At 60.7% G+C, this 16,127-nt stretch carries 16 protein-coding genes and 1 tRNA gene; 6 read left to right on the top strand and 11 right to left on the bottom strand.

Features of this window, described 5'->3' with window-relative positions; translation table 11 throughout:
- Window positions 1-9: 9 nt before the first annotated feature.
- Both hisG and EKH79_RS02385 read right to left on the bottom strand, forming a co-directional pair.
- Window positions 10-903 carry an ATP phosphoribosyltransferase gene (gene hisG, locus EKH79_RS02390; RefSeq protein ID WP_126672184.1) on the bottom strand — a complete coding sequence of 298 codons (894 nt, stop codon included), beginning with the start codon at window positions 901-903 and terminating at the stop codon, window positions 10-12.
- Complete coding sequence (locus tag EKH79_RS02385; RefSeq protein ID WP_126672183.1) at window positions 900-1,235, bottom strand: YerC/YecD family TrpR-related protein; 336 nt, start codon at window positions 1,233-1,235, stop codon at window positions 900-902. Before EKH79_RS02385 ends, hisG begins: the two co-directional genes overlap by 4 nt.
- Window positions 1,236-1,487: 252 nt before the next feature.
- Here EKH79_RS02385 and EKH79_RS02380 point away from each other — a divergent pair, with 252 nt between their 5' ends.
- Window positions 1,488-2,126, top strand: a complete 639-nt coding sequence (locus EKH79_RS02380) for a DUF998 domain-containing protein (protein ID WP_158621175.1) — start codon at window positions 1,488-1,490, stop codon at window positions 2,124-2,126.
- On the opposite strand, the gene EKH79_RS02375 is transcribed toward EKH79_RS02380, so the two are convergent.
- Both EKH79_RS02375 and hisS read right to left on the bottom strand, forming a co-directional pair.
- Entirely contained in the window at window positions 2,119-4,014 is a 1,896-nt protein-coding gene (locus EKH79_RS02375; RefSeq protein WP_126672181.1) for an HAL/PAL/TAL family ammonia-lyase, read from the bottom strand. The two genes, EKH79_RS02380 and EKH79_RS02375, sit on opposite strands and share 8 nt — an antisense overlap.
- Before the next feature lie 132 nt (window positions 4,015-4,146).
- Entirely contained in the window at window positions 4,147-5,520 is a 1,374-nt protein-coding gene (gene hisS, locus EKH79_RS02370; RefSeq protein ID WP_126672180.1) for a histidine--tRNA ligase, read from the bottom strand.
- A 159-nt stretch (window positions 5,521-5,679) separates the two neighbouring features.
- Between hisS and EKH79_RS02365 the strand changes: the two genes are divergently transcribed.
- Window positions 5,680-5,756: transfer RNA gene (locus tag EKH79_RS02365), tRNA-Pro, on the top strand.
- A gap of 69 nt (window positions 5,757-5,825) precedes the next feature.
- Here EKH79_RS02365 and pdxR read toward each other — a convergent pair.
- Entirely contained in the window at window positions 5,826-7,307 is a 1,482-nt protein-coding gene (gene pdxR / locus EKH79_RS02360) for a MocR-like pyridoxine biosynthesis transcription factor PdxR (RefSeq protein ID WP_126672179.1), read from the bottom strand.
- A gap of 125 nt (window positions 7,308-7,432) precedes the next feature.
- Here pdxR and EKH79_RS02355 point away from each other — a divergent pair, with 125 nt between their 5' ends.
- The 4 genes from EKH79_RS02355 to EKH79_RS02340 are packed head-to-tail and all read left to right on the top strand — an operon-like array spanning window position 7,433 to window position 10,427.
- Entirely contained in the window at window positions 7,433-8,008 is a 576-nt protein-coding gene (locus EKH79_RS02355; protein ID WP_126672178.1) for a DUF1579 family protein, read from the top strand.
- Window positions 8,005-9,009 (top strand): transporter, encoded by a 1,005-nt coding sequence (locus tag EKH79_RS02350; RefSeq protein ID WP_126672177.1) that lies wholly within the window; start codon window positions 8,005-8,007, stop codon window positions 9,007-9,009. The genes EKH79_RS02355 and EKH79_RS02350 overlap by 4 nt, the downstream gene beginning before the upstream one ends.
- Window positions 9,010-9,030: 21 nt before the next feature.
- Window positions 9,031-9,627 (top strand): hypothetical protein, encoded by a 597-nt coding sequence (locus EKH79_RS02345; RefSeq protein ID WP_126672176.1) that lies wholly within the window; start codon window positions 9,031-9,033, stop codon window positions 9,625-9,627.
- 38 nt (window positions 9,628-9,665) lie between these two features.
- Window positions 9,666-10,427, top strand: coding sequence for a class I SAM-dependent methyltransferase (locus tag EKH79_RS02340; RefSeq protein WP_126672175.1), 762 nt, complete (start codon window positions 9,666-9,668; stop codon window positions 10,425-10,427).
- Window positions 10,428-10,553: 126 nt separating this feature from the next.
- Here the strand turns inward: EKH79_RS02340 and EKH79_RS02335 are convergent, their stop codons facing one another.
- The 6 genes from EKH79_RS02335 to EKH79_RS18930 all read right to left on the bottom strand — a co-directional run bounded on the left by EKH79_RS02335 (window position 10,554) and on the right by EKH79_RS18930 (window position 16,098).
- Complete coding sequence (locus EKH79_RS02335; protein ID WP_126672174.1) at window positions 10,554-11,363, bottom strand: ferritin-like domain-containing protein; 810 nt, start codon at window positions 11,361-11,363, stop codon at window positions 10,554-10,556.
- A gap of 60 nt (window positions 11,364-11,423) precedes the next feature.
- The gene (gene purF / locus EKH79_RS02330) at window positions 11,424-12,899 is read right to left on the bottom strand and encodes an amidophosphoribosyltransferase (protein WP_126672173.1); all 1,476 of its coding nucleotides are present in this window, start codon (window positions 12,897-12,899) and stop codon (window positions 11,424-11,426) included.
- Window positions 12,900-12,920: 21 nt separating this feature from the next.
- Window positions 12,921-13,526, bottom strand: a complete 606-nt coding sequence (locus EKH79_RS02325; RefSeq protein ID WP_126672172.1) for a CvpA family protein — start codon at window positions 13,524-13,526, stop codon at window positions 12,921-12,923.
- Between the two features lie 26 nt (window positions 13,527-13,552).
- Window positions 13,553-14,518, bottom strand: a complete 966-nt coding sequence (locus EKH79_RS02320) for an SPOR domain-containing protein (RefSeq protein WP_126672171.1) — start codon at window positions 14,516-14,518, stop codon at window positions 13,553-13,555.
- Window positions 14,519-14,604: 86 nt separating this feature from the next.
- Entirely contained in the window at window positions 14,605-15,876 is a 1,272-nt protein-coding gene (folC, locus tag EKH79_RS02315; RefSeq protein WP_126672170.1) for a bifunctional tetrahydrofolate synthase/dihydrofolate synthase, read from the bottom strand.
- A 60-nt stretch (window positions 15,877-15,936) separates the two neighbouring features.
- Window positions 15,937-16,098 carry a hypothetical protein gene (locus tag EKH79_RS18930; protein ID WP_199754093.1) on the bottom strand — a complete coding sequence of 54 codons (162 nt, stop codon included), beginning with the start codon at window positions 16,096-16,098 and terminating at the stop codon, window positions 15,937-15,939.
- Between the last annotated feature and the right edge of the window lie 29 nt (window positions 16,099-16,127).

The raw sequence follows: 16,127 nt of genomic DNA, 5'->3' as shown, positions 1-16,127 counted from the left end.
TCCGTCGACTCACGCCAGCATTTTTTCGACCGGCAGCACGAACATCTCTCGCGCACCGGCTTTCTTTATTTCTTCCAGCTGACGCCAGCTCACTTCACCCGCGCATAGGGCCTGCAACATCAACTGATCGGGTTGCCCCGCAACAGGAAGCAGCGTTGGCTGCGGACCGCCCGGTAAAAGTCGCGTGACGGCATCGAGTGATGTGCGTGAGGTTTGCAGCAACAGCAGACGGGATTCACGTACTTGAATCACTCCATCGAGTCGCTTCAGCAGCAGCTCGATCATGTCGCCGCGCTCGTCTGCAGGTAATGCATCAGGCCCGGCGAGCACGGCCTCGCTTTGCAACAACACATCGGTCTCGCGCAATTGATTGGCAACCAAGGTGCCGCCACTCTGCACGAGATCGCAAATGGCATCGGCGGTGCCCAGCTTGGGCGCGATCTCGACGGAGCCGGCCAACGTGACGACGGTGGCACTCACATCCTGGACTTTGAGCCATTCACTGAGCAGGCCGGGATACGACGTCGCGATGCGTCGTCCACCCAGATCGCTGGGTTCGCGATATTCCATGTCCTGCGGCACGGCGATCGATAGGCGACAACGACCGAAGCCCAACGGTCTCCACTCGGCGAGTGCGGGAGCATCGCCGTCCGCGCCCCGGCGGTACTCGTTCAGCACATTGCGGCCGACGATCCCGAGATCGCACACGCCCTGCGAGATCAAACCAGGAATATCGTCATCGCGGACCAGCAAAAGATCGACCGGCTCGCCCTCGCCGAAGCAAAACAATTTATCGCGGCTCTGACGAAACGTCAGTCCGCAGCGTTTGAGCAGCTCCAGCGCCGGCTCGGTCAGCCGTCCGGACTTCTGCATGGCAATTCGCAAACGATCCCGCGGCTTCATGCCCGGGCCCTTTTGGCCGCGGCGCGGCTTCGTGCGGCACGCGCCGCAGCAGCCAGATACCCTCCGCTACCCTGATTCAGATAGCGCGCTACGCGGCCGATGGTCGTAATGCTGACGGCGGTGCGCTCATGAATTTCACGATACGACACGCCATCCAGCAGATACGGCACCACCCGCCAGCGATCTACCAGCACTTCGAGTTCGGCCGGTGTGCATAGGTCGTTGAGGAAGGCATCCATTTCTTCCTCACTTTTCAGCGAGAGCAAGGCACGGCACAAACTGGCCTTGGCGGACTCGTCCGGTGTCTCGGGATCCAGCGATCGACGCTTCATAATGTACTAACGCATTAATACGATGGATCAAATCATACGCGATAAGGCGCCGCGCGGGCAAGCCCACCTCCTGAACCGCAGAATCTCCCGACATAGCAAGAACTTAGAGCCGCCCAGCCAAGATCGTTTGTCATCCAAATGCCGGGTAGCGGCGTTGTGACGTCAAGCCTGACCCACGCCGCAACGATTGCCCTACGGTTGCTGCCGAGGCCCGGTCGGCAAGAACCCCGAGCCTCCTATGGACGAAACTCGATGAATGCTTTGCGTCGCTTTGTATCCGTTCGCCATGCGGCCTATCTGATGGCCATTGCGGTCATCGTTTTCACCACCGTCTGCACGGCAGCGCAATTCTGGCGTATTGACCTCAATCCCATACGCACTCCGCTGAGCACCTATCTAAGAGGTCCGGGAGGTGTCTATGTGCGCTCCGTGTACTACGTGATGGCCATCGCGCTGCTTGGGTTCGCTTGGGCCATCTACGAGGCAACCGTGCGCACTCGGCGCAGCCTGCTCGCTTCCCTACTGTTTGCGGGCGCGGGTTTGATCCTGCCGATCGTGGCGGCATCGGAATTATTTTCCGATACGCCCTACCACGCGCTGGCGAAGATCATTCACCGCTCAACCACGCTGGCGACGTTCCTGTGGTTGAGTTTCGGCATGGTGCTGCTTTCAAGCCGCTGGTTGCGTGATCAGCGCATGAAAGAAGGTAGTCGCTTTGGCCTCGCACTCGCGTGGCTGGCGACATTCGTGCTGTGGTTTCAGGTCTTGGTATCCATCTTTCCCAACGGACTGATGGAAAAGCTGGCGATTGCGCTGATACTGCTATGGCTCGGCTGGGCGTCACGCCATTTATTGCGCGCTGCCCAGCCCGGATTGACTGATCTCAGTTGATGGTGAACGTGCGCTTTTGCACGAGTTCGCAAACGGTACGCACATCGCCATCCATCGCGCGGTCGCGATGCATGAAGCTGATGTGTCCACGCAACGCGTCGTGTGCCGTACGCACTGCTTTACCTGCGTGAAAGTCGCCGACGTCGGCGAGCGCAGCGGTGAGCTGCTTCACTTCTTCGACAAATTGCGCGTAGTGCGCACTGTCTTCACGCGGTGCATTGGCTACCTTGGAGGCCAGCGCCTGCCAGTTGCCACGCGCTGCGAGACGGCGTGCGGCGTTGAGCATTTCCTGGCGATAGTCGAGCGCCTGCGCAGCGGTGTATAGCTCGAGCGCCAGCACGTGGCTGAGATCTTCGGTCATCTCCAGCACGTGACGCGCTTCGTTGGCACCCATCGACACATGGTCTTCAGCGTTCGCGCTGGTCGGTACCGAATAGACGCTTGCCGGATGCGCACGTGTCGCGAGGTCGTTCACGAGTGCAGCCGCGGTGTACTGCACGATCATGAAGCCGGAGTCGGTACCGTCTTCGTTGCCGGTTAGGAACGCGGGCAAGCCGTCGCTGGTAGCTGGATCGACAAGTTTGTTGAGGCGACGCTCCGAGATCGAAGCGAGCACCGGAATGGCAGCCTTCACGTAGCTCATCGCCAATGCGAGGGGCATGCCGTGGAAGTGACCGGCGGAGATCACCTGCTCTTCGATATGCGTGGCATCGGTGTTATCGGGGAAGATCAGCGGATTGTCGGTGACGGCATTCAATTCGATGTCGATCACACGGCACGCCTGAGCCCAGGCATCGCGCACCGCACCGTGTACCTGTGGCATGCAACGCAAGCAATACGCGTCTTGCGGCTGGTGCTTCTTGCCGCCCTTGAACGGCAGAAAGCGGTTGTAGAACGCTTCGCGCCCATGACGCTGATTGGCCGGCACCCATTCCCAGCTGATGTCGAAACTCAGGGCCTGATCTTCCGTCGTATGCCATGCATCGACACTCCACTGACGGAAGCGCGGCACGAGATGGTACGGAATGTCGACCAGCGTGGAACCGTTAAGCAGTTCGCGCACACGCTCGGCAACGGACACCTGCCCCGGATGCGGACGCAAGGCATGCACTTCCGCGCGTAGTGCACCGCTGCGGCCGGCGAAAGCATCGAGCGTCATCGAGGCGGCGAGATCGGCGACATCGAGCAGATATTCGATCGTGTCGAGTGCCAGAACCGCAGTGGCCAGCATCTGCGCGGTACCGTTGTTCAGCGCAAGACCTTCCTTGAAGGAAAGACGAATCGGTTGCAGGCCGGCACGCTTCAACGCTTCAGCACCCGGCAGGCGTTCGCCCTTGTAGAACGCTTCGCCGCCACCGAGCAGAACGATCGCCAGATGCGACAACGGAGCAAGGTCGCCGCTCGCGCCCACCGAACCCTTCTCGGGCACCACGGGAATGACGTCGTGATTGAGCATCGCGGTCAGCGCTTCCAGTGTCGCGACACGGATGCCCGAATGACCGCGCATCAGCGTGTTGATGCGAATGACCAACATCGCGCGCACGACGTCCGCAGAAAATGGCTTGCCGACGCACACGGCGTGCGTGGTGATCAGGTTGTGCTGCAACTCTTCCAGCAACGTGCCTTCGGGTTTGTGCGGATTGCCGCCAGGCAATTCATCGCGAAGACGATAGGCGCCCAGCAACTTGTCTGCATTGCTGCCGAAACCCGTTGTAACACCGTAGGTCGGTTCGCCGCAGCTCACCTTGTCGGCCAGAAAATCCGCGGCGCGCTGCACGCGCTTGAGCTGTTCCGGATCGAGTCGCACACCGTAACCCTGGCGCGCTACGGCGACGAGTTGTTGACGGCTGAGGCTGTTGCCATCCAGCAGGATCGAGTTAGCAGTCATGCGTGCTCCGCGCCCGTTCGGGCAGATCTTGTTTTTGAATGCGTCAGCGGCGGGGAAACCGCTGGCGCATACCGCGAATCATGAGTGATACAGCTGGATCACGACGTGAGCCACGACCCGTCCACACTTTCTTCAGTTGCTGATCTCGGCCTGAGCGAGCTCAACGCGCAAGGTCTTGATCAATTCGGTACGTGCCACTTCGAACTGATCTTCACGGCGCAAGTCCTTGACCGTCACCACGCCCTTGGCGATTTCGTCTTCGCCCAGCACGATCACAAAACGGATGCCCGCGCGATCGGCGTACTTGAACTGCTTGCCAAGCTTGCCACCGTCCAGCACCACTTCCGTTGCGATGCCCGCGGCACGCAACTCGCTGGCGACAGCGAGATACGCAGGCAATTGTGCTGCATCCATCTGCGTCACAAGTACATCGACAGTGCTGCGTGCCGTGCCGATCAATCCGGCATCGCGCAGCTGCCAGTACAAGCGCGTCAGACCGATGGAGATGCCCACGCCAGGCAGATGCGATTTGGTGTACTGACCGGCGAGATTCTCGTAGCGGCCGCCCGAGCAGATCGAACCGATCTGCGGATGATCATTGAGCGTGGTCTCGTAAACGGTGCCCGTGTAGTAGTCCAGACCGCGCGCGATGGAAAGATTCAGCGCGTAATGCGTTTCCGGCACACCGAAGGCGTGGATCAGCTCGAGCACTTCCTTCAGTTCGCTACGCCCCTGTTCCATCGCTTCGGGGCCAGGGCCGAGTGCATCGAGCTTGCTCAAAGCATCCGCCAGCGACGTGGAGCGCACCTGCACGAAGTCGAGGATCTTCTGTGCGGCGTCCGCACTGAGGCCAAAAGCTTCGCCGGTAAGCGTCTCACGCACGTAATCGGCGCCACGCTTGTCCAGCTTGTCCACTTCGCGCAGCACCAATGTCTGCTGCTCAGGATCGGTGACGCCGAGGCTTTCGAAATAGCCGCGCATCAACTTGCGATTGTTGAGCTGGATGGTGAACCCGCCGATGTTCAGCTCGCGGAAGACGCTATAGATCACTGCCGGGAGTTCGGCGTCATAGCGGACCGACAAATTGTCCTTACCGATGACATCGATATCGCACTGATAGAACTCGCGGAAGCGTCCGCGTTGTGCGCGCTCGCCACGATAGACGCGCTGCATCTGATAACGGCGGAACGGAAAACTTAGATCATGTTCGTGCTCGGCGACGTAACGAGCCAGTGGCACGGTGAGGTCGAAGCGCAAAGCGAGATCGGGCCGTTCGCCCTGCTCCAGCGCGCCGGTGGACTGCACGAAATAAACCTGACGCTCGGTCTCGCCGCCGGTTTTGGTCAGCAGCACATCCGAGTATTCGATCACCGGCGTTTCCACCGGCAGAAAACCAAAGCGCTCGTAGTTGCGACGGATCACGTCGAGCATGCGCTGGAAAGCGATCTGGTCGAGCGGTAAAAGCTCGAGCACGCCGGGCATGGTACGGGCCGGGGTAAGCGCCATGGAATCCTCTGCTAACGTTGTCGAAATGCCACATTACGGCAGCCGCATAGGGTAGCAGATGGACCGGACTTCCCAGCCGTTTTCGGGTCTGAAGACGCCCTCCAGCCGCCGCCGGATGTTGCCAAGGTCACGCGGCCTCGATATGATACGCAGCTCCCACGGGGTGTAGCTCAGCCTGGTAGAGCGCTACGTTCGGGACGTAGAAGTCGCATGTTCGAATCATGTCTCCCCGACCAATGTTTCCTGAAAAAGCCGGCCCGAAAGCCGGCTTTTTCTATGGCCGAATTCGCCGCCGACCGTCTATCTCACAGACAGGTCGCCAGCTTGCGCATGCTCTCGCGAATCTCATGCACGTTGACGTTGGAATAGCCGAGGATCAGGCCGCCGCGCGCCGGCCGATTCGCGTAGGAAATGGACAACGGCCGCGCGGAAACACCGACCTTGGCCGCCGCCATCGACATCGCGACGTCGTCGACACCCGGTGCCAGTAACGCGGTGAGCTGCATGCCGGCGTCGGTGCCGATGGGCTCGAGCTTGCCGCTTGCGTGTCTGCCGATAGCGTCCAGCAATGCCGCCCTGCGCTCGGCGTACAGCGTGCGCATGCGCTTGATATGCCGCGCGAAGTGTCCTTCGCGAATAAAGTCGGTCAGCACGACCTGATACAGCATCGACGAGAACGTATCGAACGCATCGCGCACACGCCCGAACGCGGCGACCAGGTCCTTCGGTATCACCACGTAGCCGATGCGCACCGAGGGAAACATCACCTTGCTGAAGGTGCCCACGTAAATCACCCGGTCGTCCGTATCCATGCCTTGCAGCGATGCAATAGGACGGCCGCCGAAGCGGTATTCGCTGTCGTAGTCGTCTTCGATGATCCATGCCCCTGCACGCACTGCCCAACTGAGCAACTGCAGCCGCCGCGCCGCGCTCATGGTGCAGCCCAGCGGAAACTGATGCGACGGGGTGATGTAAGCCGCCTGCGCGTTGCTGCACAGACGAATCCCTTCGGTGACGTTGAGCCCCTCCTCGTCGACCGGCACGGGAATGAGTTCGGCGCCGATGGTTTTGCAGGCCTGCCGCGCACCGGGATAACCGGGATCTTCGATCCACACGGGCGCATGCGTGTCCAGCAGCACGTTGGCGCAAATCTGCAGGCCTTGTTGCGATCCGGTCGTGATCAGAATCTGCTCCGCATCGCAGCGCACGGCGCGCACGGTGCCCAGGTATTCCGCGATGGCTTCGCGCAATGGCAGATACCCCATCGGAGTGCCGTAGAGCATCTGCTCCATTGGCGGTTTGCGCGAATGGCGATTGACCAGCTTCGACCACGTCGTTATCGGAAAATGATCGAGCGCTGGCACGCCCACGCGGAAAGCTCCCTGCGTATCGGCCCAGGTTTGTGGCGCTGTGCGTAAGGTATCCACACGTTCGGAAATACGCCGCGGCCCTTTCGGCGCGACGATTTGCTCGGACTTCGCGCGTCCAGCCGCCGCAGCCGATTTCAGCGCCTGCCCCGGAATCGCCCGGGCCACGCAGGTACCCGCACCCACGAAGGTTTCCAGATAGCCCTCGGCGAAGAGTTGCTCGTAGGCGCTAAGCACCGGTACGCGCGAGATTTTCAGCTCACGGGCAAGATTTCGCGTAGAGGGCACGCGCTGGCCGGCACGCAGATGACCATCGATGATGGCGCGCCGGAACCACTCCGAAAGCTGGTCGTACATCGGCGTGCCGCTGGCGGCGTCGAGGGCGATAGGCGGCAGGAAACTGGCGGGGATCCGTTTCATAGCGCACGGCCTAGATCGGTTACTAGAGTGGTTATATAAGATCATAGCAAAGTGGTTATTTCCGAGAACCACTATCGGGCTTAATTTTTCAGCCACGCAATCTCGCGTTGCCTGGAAATAAAGCCATGAGGACGTTCAGGAAAGCTCTGTTTATCGCCACCGGTCTGGCTTTGGGCCTGGCGGGAACCGCCCTTCCCGCCGCCGACGCCCCTACCTCCGCTTCCGCCACGTACCGCGATGGTGCCCACGATTTCGATTTCAATATCGGCACCTGGCAGACGCACATCAAAGCCCTGCAGGACCCGCTTGGTTCCACTGCCTGGGGAGAGATGACCGGCACGGTGACCGTTCGAAAGATCTGGGGCGGCAAGGCCTCGATGGAGGAAATCGAAGCCGGCAACAAGGACAGCCACTTCGAAGGCCTGACGCTGTTTCTCTATAACCCGCAGACGCATCAGTGGAGCCAGACGTGGGTCGACAGCAGCAACGGCGCCATCAACAAGTCGGCCGTCGGTGCATTCAAGGATGGGCGCGGCGAGTTGATTTCGCAGGACACGATGCACGGCCGAACCGTGCTTATCCGCGACGTGTGGTCGGACATCCAACCGAACTCGCATCACTTTGAAGAATCGTTCTCCGACGACAACGGCAAGACATGGCAGCCGGATTTCATCGCCTCGTTGACACGCATCAGCCCATGATGGCGAAACGACATGCATGGATGTCGTTTGCGCTCGGCATTCTGTGCTGTGGCGCGTGGTCTTCGCGCGCTATGGCGCAAACGGTAGCATCATCGGCCGATCCGTCCACGCTACCTGCCGTCACCACGCAATCGATGAGCGATGCATGGTGGACCGGCCCGATGCTGGCTAACTCCGCGGAAACGCTACCGCCGGGCCACTTCCTGTTCGAACCGTATCTCTACGACATTCGTTCGCCGGGAACGGATAGCTTTGGATCGCGCACGTACATTCTTTACGGCTTGGTCAATCGGCTTTCGGTCGGCATCATCCCGGTATTCGGATACAACCGAATGACGAATGGCCGCAGCAGCTCCAGCATTGGTTTTGGCGATCTCACGCTGCAGGCGCAGTACCGATTGACGGAATTTCATCCGGGCAGCTGGATGCCGACGACGGCGATCCTGTTGCAGGAAACACTGCCGACCGGCCGTTACGATCAGTTGGGTGATCGCACAAGCGATGGGCTGGGTGGCGGTGCGTACACGACGACGCTTGCGTTCAATACGCAAATGTACCTGTGGATGCCGAACGGGCGCATTCTGCGCACGCGTTTCAATCTATCCGGATCGTTTTCGCGTACGGCCAATGTCGAAGGCGCGAGTGTTTATGGAACGGATTCCGGATTTCGCGGCACGGCCAAACCAGGCACTTCGTTCTACGCGGATCTCGCGTTCGAATACAGCTTCACACAGCGCTGGGTGCTCGCGCTGGATATGACCTATAGCTACAACAGCAACACGCGCATCAACGGCGTGGATGTGCAGGAAATAAACGGTCTTCCCTATGCACAAAACGTCACGCTCAATTCCGGACCCAGCGAAGCGTATGGCGTTGCACCCGCCATCGAATACAACTGGACGCCCAACATCGGCGTGTTGCTGGGCACGCGCGTTATTTTCGGCGGACACAACACCGTGGGAACGGTAACGCCCGCCATCGCACTCAACGTCGTTTACTGAGCATGCAAAACGGAGGCGTCTATGACTGCGTCACAACGTTTGCGGGCCGTGATATTTACCGCTGCTTTGGTTGCGTGCATCGCGCCGCTCAAGGGTTACACCGAGCTGACAACTACCACACTTTCAGCGACTGATGGGCAGCACGATTTCGACTTCAACATCGGCGCGTGGAAAACGCACATCTCACGCCTGGTGAACCCGCTATCGGGATCGAAAACCTGGGTGCAATACGATGGCACCCATGTCGTACGCAAAATCTGGAGTGGCCGCGCCAACATCGGCGTACTGGAAATCGATGGCCCCGGCGGCCATATCGAGGCGCTATCGCTGCGTCTCTACAACCCGACGACGCGCCAATGGAGTCTCAACTTTGCCCGCAGCACCGACGGGACGCTTGGTGTACCGATGTACGGCGAGTTTAAGAATGGACGTGGTGAATTCATCGACCAGGAGACATACAACGGGCGTGCGATTCTGGTAAAAAACGTCTGGTCGGACATCACGCCAAATTCATGTCGTTCGGTGTGGTCTTATTCCGCTGATGGCGGCAAGACCTGGGAAGTGAACTGGATTGCCGTGGACACCCGCATCCCCGATGATGCGAGCAAGACACTCTGAAACCCCTGCATCCCCACTGGCAGTCTGGAGATCGTCGCATGAAGCTCTATGGTTTGTTTATCGCAGCCGCCGCGTTGGTGGCAGGCGCAAGTGCGCCCGTGAAAGCGCAAATGGCCAATCCGTCATTTATTGCGAAAGCTATCGCTTTCACCAATCGGCCGGCGGAAGACCGTGCGCAGGATGCGAATCGCAAGCCGGTGGAGGTGCTGCAGTTCAGCGGGATCAAACCCGGTGACAAGGTGATCGATCTGATGCCGGGCTATGGGTACTACACGCGTCTTTTCAGCAGGATTGTCGGCGCGCAAGGCGCGGTCTATGCCGTGCAACCGACGGAGATGGACAAGGCCAATCCCAAGTTTCTGAAAAGCGTGAAGAGTTTTGCAGGAACGCCGGACTACCAGAACGTGGCGGTTCTTGTGCAACCGATTGCCTCATTGCAGTTGCCCAAGAACGTCGACATGGTGTGGACGTCGCAGAACTATCACGACTTGCACGATCCTTTTATGGGATCGCCGGACGTGGCGCATATCAACAAGGCCATTTTCAATGCGCTCAAGCCGGGTGGTGTCTATATCGTGCTTGATGCTGCAGCGGCTGCAGGAACGGGTACGTCGAAGACGAATGATCTGCATCGTATCGACCCCGCAGTTGTGAAGGCGGAAGTCACCGCTGCGGGTTTTCAGTTCGTTGGCGAAAGCGATGTGCTGGCTAATCCGGCGGATGACCACACGCTGGCGATTTTCAATCCGGCGATCAAGGGCAAGACGGATAAGTTCATTTACAAATTCCGCAAGCCGTAACGCCCCGCTCGTCATTCCGGCGCAGGCCGGAATCCAGTGGAGACAGCGCGTTTAGGGCGACACGGTCCAAAGACTGAAGTCACTGGATTCCGGCCTTCGCCGGAATGACGGTGTGGTAATTGAGGCCTAGCTGGCTAGCGCCAACGCCGTTAGCTGATCGAGCTCGCTTTCATCGAACCCCGCTTGCAAACGAGCGGGCCGATTGAACGGGCCGCGCAGGTTGCGACCCATGTAATCGCGCAGCATATCCAGAAACGTTTCGCGCGGATCCAGCCCATCACGCTCGCAGCACCAGCGGAACCATCGCGTGCCAGCGGCTACGTGTGCAACTTCTTCGCGCAGAATGACTTCAAGAATTGCGATGGTGCCTTCATCACCGACGGCGCGAAGACGTTCGATCATGCCTGGCGTAACATCCAGCCCGCGCGCTTCCAGCACACGCGGAACAAGTGCCATGCGCGCCGTGTCGTAGTGCGCGGTCTTCTCTGCCATTTCCCACAAACCGTTGTGGGCGTCGAAGTCGCCGTAGCCGTGACCCAACTCCGCAAGTCGCGTGGATAGCATCGCAAAATGACGCGCTTCATCATTCGCGCAGCTTGCCCAGTCGCGGTAGTACTCGTCAGGCATGCCGCGGAACCGATAGACCGCATCCCAAGCGAGATTGATAGCGTTGAATTCGATGTGCGCCACCGCATGCACCAACGCTGCGCGACCTTCGGGCGTGCCAAGGCCACGATGTGGAACTTGCCGTTGCGGGACTAGTAGCGGGCGCTCGGGGCGACCCGGATCGCCAATAGGTTCCGGCTCGGGCGCTGCGTAATCGGCGGACAAAGCGCCCGACTGCAATGCATCCCACGCTGCATGCGTAAGACGCAATTTTTCAGCAGGGTCGCGAGCGTCAAGGCAACGCTTGGCGGCAGCGTGCAGATTCGTCATGACGAGCGCTTCAAACACCCTTGGCGGGCCTCTCTCTCCACGTTGGGAGAGAGACACGCATTACGCACTGCGGCGAGCGGCCTTGGCATCGTCCGAGCGCAGCATTTCGATCTGCTGCAGGTACTGCTGATCGAGACCGGTGACGTATTCGCCCGAGAAGCACGATGTATCGAAATGTTTGATTTTCTCGTTGCCGTCCTGCACGGCCCAGATCAGATCCTGCAGATCCTGATAGATCAGCCAGTCCGCACCGAGCATCTTTTCGACTTCTTTCTCGGTATGACCCGCCGCAATCAGTTCGGATGCCGCAGGCATGTCGATGCCATACACGTTCGGATAGCGAACCGGCGGGGCCGCCGAGGCAAAGTACACATTCTTCGCGCCAGCGTCGCGCGCCATCTGGATGATCTGCCGCGACGTGGTGCCGCGCACGATGGAATCGTCGACCAGCAGCACGTTCTTCTTGCGGAATTCCAGCTCGACCGGATTGAGCTTGCGGCGCACGGATTTCACGCGCTCGCCCTGCCCCGGCATGATGAAGGTGCGGCCGATGTAGCGATTCTTGACGAAGCCTTCGCGGAACGGCACGCCGAGTTCTTCGGCAAGTGCGCTCGCTGCGGTGCGCGCGGTGTCGGGAATCGGAATCACCGCATCGATACCGTGATCGGGGCGCTCGCGCAGAATCTTCTCCGCGAGCTTCTGGCCCATGCGCAAACGGGCTTTGTAAACCGACACGTTCTCGATCATCGAATCGGGACGCGCAAGGTAGACGTATTCGAAAATGCACGGCGCATGCACCGCACCGTCGGCACACATGCGCGTATGCAACTGGCCGTCATCGGTGATGAATACCGCTTCGCCCGGCGCCACGTCGCGCAGACGCTTGAAGCCGAGGATGTCCAGCGCGACGGATTCGGATGTTACGGCGTATTCGCGGCCTTCCGGCGTCACGCGCTCGCCGATCACCAGCGGACGAATGCCATTCGGGTCGCGGAACGCAAGCAGTCCGTAGCCGAGCAGCAGAGCCAGGCACGCATAACCGCCACGCGCACGCGCATGCACGCCGGCGACGGCCTTGAAGATGTGATCGGGCGTCAACGCCATGCGATCCTGGATCTGCAATTCGTGCGCGAGCACGTTGAGCAGCACTTCGGAATCCGAGTCGGTGTTGATGTGCCGGCGATCGTCTTCGAACATTTCACGGCGCAATGTTTCGGTATTCACCAGATTGCCGTTGTGCGCGAAGGCAATGCCGTAAGGCGAATTCACATAAAACGGTTGCGACTCGGAAGAACCTTCCGAGCCTGCCGTCGGATAACGGCAGTGGCCAATGCCGATGCGGCCGCCCAGGCGGCTCATCGTCGACTGGGTGAAGACGTCGCGCACCAATCCGTTGTCCTTGTGCAGTCTCAATCGCGCCCCGTCCACGGTCGCGATGCCGGCTGCGTCCTGCCCGCGATGCTGCAGGACGGTCAGGCCGTCATAAAGCGCCGATGCCACCTCGGTGGTACCGACAATGCCAATGATTCCGCACATGGTGCTGCTACCTGTTACTTGTCAATGCGTTGTACCGGCCGCGCTCGAAGCAGCAGCCGGTGAAGTCGTGTCGTGTGCCGGTGTTTGCAGTGCGCGCGGCAACACGTTTTGCAGATTCTTCAGGCGTTCGGGTACGTCGTCCGGATGCAAGTGCTCGCGTACGTTCGCTGGCAACTGCTCTTCCAGCCATGCAGCAAGACCCTTGAACTGCGGCAGCAATGTCGACTGCTGCCACATCGGCTCGCGCGCGAACGATGTCAGACCAACCAGGAACACAATGAGCGTCACCAACAAAAGGCCGCGCGCAAATCCGAAAATCATACCGAGCAGGCGATCCGTACCGCCCAGACCCGTACTATCCACCAGCGTCTGAATACCGAACCGAACCAGCGCGCCGACAATCAGCACCGCGATGAAGCAAAGGCCGTATCCGACCACCAGCCGCAATACCGGCGTCTGGATCATCCGGTCAAAGTGGGCCGAAACACCGGGCCCGAACTTCCATGCCACCCAAAACGCCGCGATCCACGTGAGCAGGGCCAGGACCTCTGATATGAGGCCGCGCCAGAGCCCTACAAGGACCGACAGCAGCAATACCGCGATGATGATGACGTCGACCGCGTTCATTGTCTGGATTCCAGTCCGGAGTGGGGTCAGTTGGCGCTGACGACGTTACCGTCGAGGCCGAGCTTCGCCTTGATCTGGTCGCGCAGGCTCACCGCATCGCTGCGCTGGGTTTGGGGGCCGGCACGCACGCGCCAGAGCTGCCTGCCGCCTGCATTCACCGAATCTACAAAGCCATCAAAACCGTTGGCGCGCAGCTTGTCGCGCAGCGCCAGGGCGTCCGTTTGGCTGCCCATGGCAGCGACCTGCACCGCCCAGGCGCCTGCTCTGGTCGGCCCGGCAGTCGCAGGCGCAGGGACATCGCCCTGTGGCGTGTTGGCGCCCGCTTCGAGACGGGCCGGCGCGCCCGGTATCGATTGGGCGATCTTCAGTCTCGCCGCTTCCGCGACTGCACGGGTTTCAAAGGGGCCGGCGCTGACCAGGGTCAGGCTCTTGCCGGCGCGTTGGATCGGCTCGCCATGCGCCGGATAGCCGAGCGCGCGGACGCGCTGTATCAAGCGATTGGCGCCATCGGGCGCATAGGCGCTGAGGTTGACGGCGTAGATGCCCCGCGCAGCAGTGGCCGGCGGCAACGCTGGCGGCGTGGGCTGGGGTGCGATGGCTGGGGTGCTGGAGGCGACGTTGGCCGTGGGCGTCTGAATAGCGGGTTGCGCCGGCTGCGGCGTTGGCTGGGGCGGCTGCACAGGCGTGGGAATGGCCGGTGCCGCTGCGGTTGCCGGATTCTGCGGCCGGCTGGAGGGAATGCTCACCGTCGCCAGGCCGTTGGCATTGGGCGCCACGGTTGTGGCTGGCGCAACGCTGGACGCACCGCTGGCCGGCTGCCCCGAGAGGCTCATCGTCTTGGTCTGGAGATTGCTGTCGGGCGCCGGAGGAATCGTCAGGGAGACCGATTGATCGCTGGTGCTCGTCGACGGCGACTTGCTCGGGATGAACATCGGCACGAACAGGATTGCCAGTGCAACGATGACGGCAGCTCCCAAGAGGCGTGTGTTCAAGATGGACTCCAGTCAACCAGCTTGTGTGTGGCGCGGCGATTATACCTGTCCGCGCCGCCGGGCACGGAGAGAATTCCATCGTCGGTTCAGCCAGCCGTTGCTGCGATGACCGCCGCGGCAACGAAAAAGGAGCCGAACGCAAGAATGCGCTCGCCATGCCGGGCGGAGGCGTGTGCCGCGCGAAGTGCATGCTGCACGTCGGCGTACGTATCGAACGACGCGCGCGGCAACACCTGTTGCAACACGCCAGCGATGACCGCCGCCGGTAAACCGCGCTCCGTGTCGCGATCCAGTCCTGCCAGATGCCAGTGCGTGATGCGCGCACCCAGTGCCGTCATCACGCCACCGACATCTTTATCGGAGAGGGCGCCGTACACCGCATGCACATGACCGGCCGGTTGCGTATCGAGCCAATCGGCAAGGGCTCTGGCCGCTTGAGGGTTGTGCCCCACATCGACAATCAATACCGGATCGCCACCCAGCGACTGAAGGCGCGCAGGCGCACGTGGCATATGCATGCCCGCGGCGGCAACGCGCTCCAGCTCATTGGTGTTTACGACGTGCAATGCATGCAATGCAGCAATAGCGGCCGATGCATTGGCGTATTGCACGGGCGCTGCAAGTTCGGGATCGGGCAGCGTAAGCGTGGTGCCATCGCGATGCTGCCAACGCCAGCGGTGGGTGGACCGTTCGAAATTGAAATGGCTCCCTGCTCTTTCCAGGCGCGCGCCAATCGACGCCAACGTGTTGAGCAAGCCTTCCGGCGGCTGTAACTCACCCACAATCGCCGGTTTGTCGCGACGAGCAATGCCCGCCTTCTCACGGCCGATGCTGTCGCGGTCCGGTCCTAACCATTCCACGTGATCGAGATCCACGGTCGTGATCACCACGGCATCGGCATCGACCAGATTTACGGCGTCGAGCCGGCCGCCAAGACCCACCTCCAGCACAGCCACATCAAGATCCGCGCGCGAGAACAGATCGAACGCAGCAAGCGTGCCGAATTCGAAGTAGGTCAGAGGAATATCGCCACGCGCAGCCTCGATGCGCTCGAAGCTCTGAATCAACGCAGCATCGCCGGCATCGGCACCGGCAATGCGAATGCGTTCGTTGTAGCGCATCAGATGCGGCGACGTGTAACAACCCACTCCCAGCCCAGCCGCTGCCAGCATGTTTTCAAGAAAGGCGACCGTCGAACCCTTACCGTTCGTACCACCGACCGTGATCACGCGCCGTGCCAGGGTTGGCGCTCCCATGCGCTGCCAAACAGCGCCGACCCGATCCAAGCCTAGATCCACGCCCAGCGGATGAATGCGCTGTTGATAATCCAACCATTCGGCGAGGGTTGTGGGCTTCACGCGGGACTCCGGTTACGGGCCCGCGAACCATAAGGGCAGCGGCGGCTGCGCACAATCCTTTTAGAACAGATGGATCCCCGATGCGCGCAGTGCCCAATACATACCGAACATGCTCCAGAAAGCGCGCTGCAATGCTTTGCCGGCCAACCATGCGGCCAGGAGGCCTACCAGCAGCGGCAGGTATTTATCGAGCGTACTGCGTGCGTTGTTGACGGTGTTCATGGCGTGTCCTCCCGCACCCCTGTGGTGCG

Origin of the sequence: Dyella dinghuensis, from assembly GCF_003977615.1 — a bacterium.
GTDB lineage: Bacteria > Pseudomonadota > Gammaproteobacteria > Xanthomonadales > Rhodanobacteraceae > Dyella_B > Dyella_B dinghuensis.
This window is presented reverse-complemented; position numbering and strand designations above follow the sequence as displayed.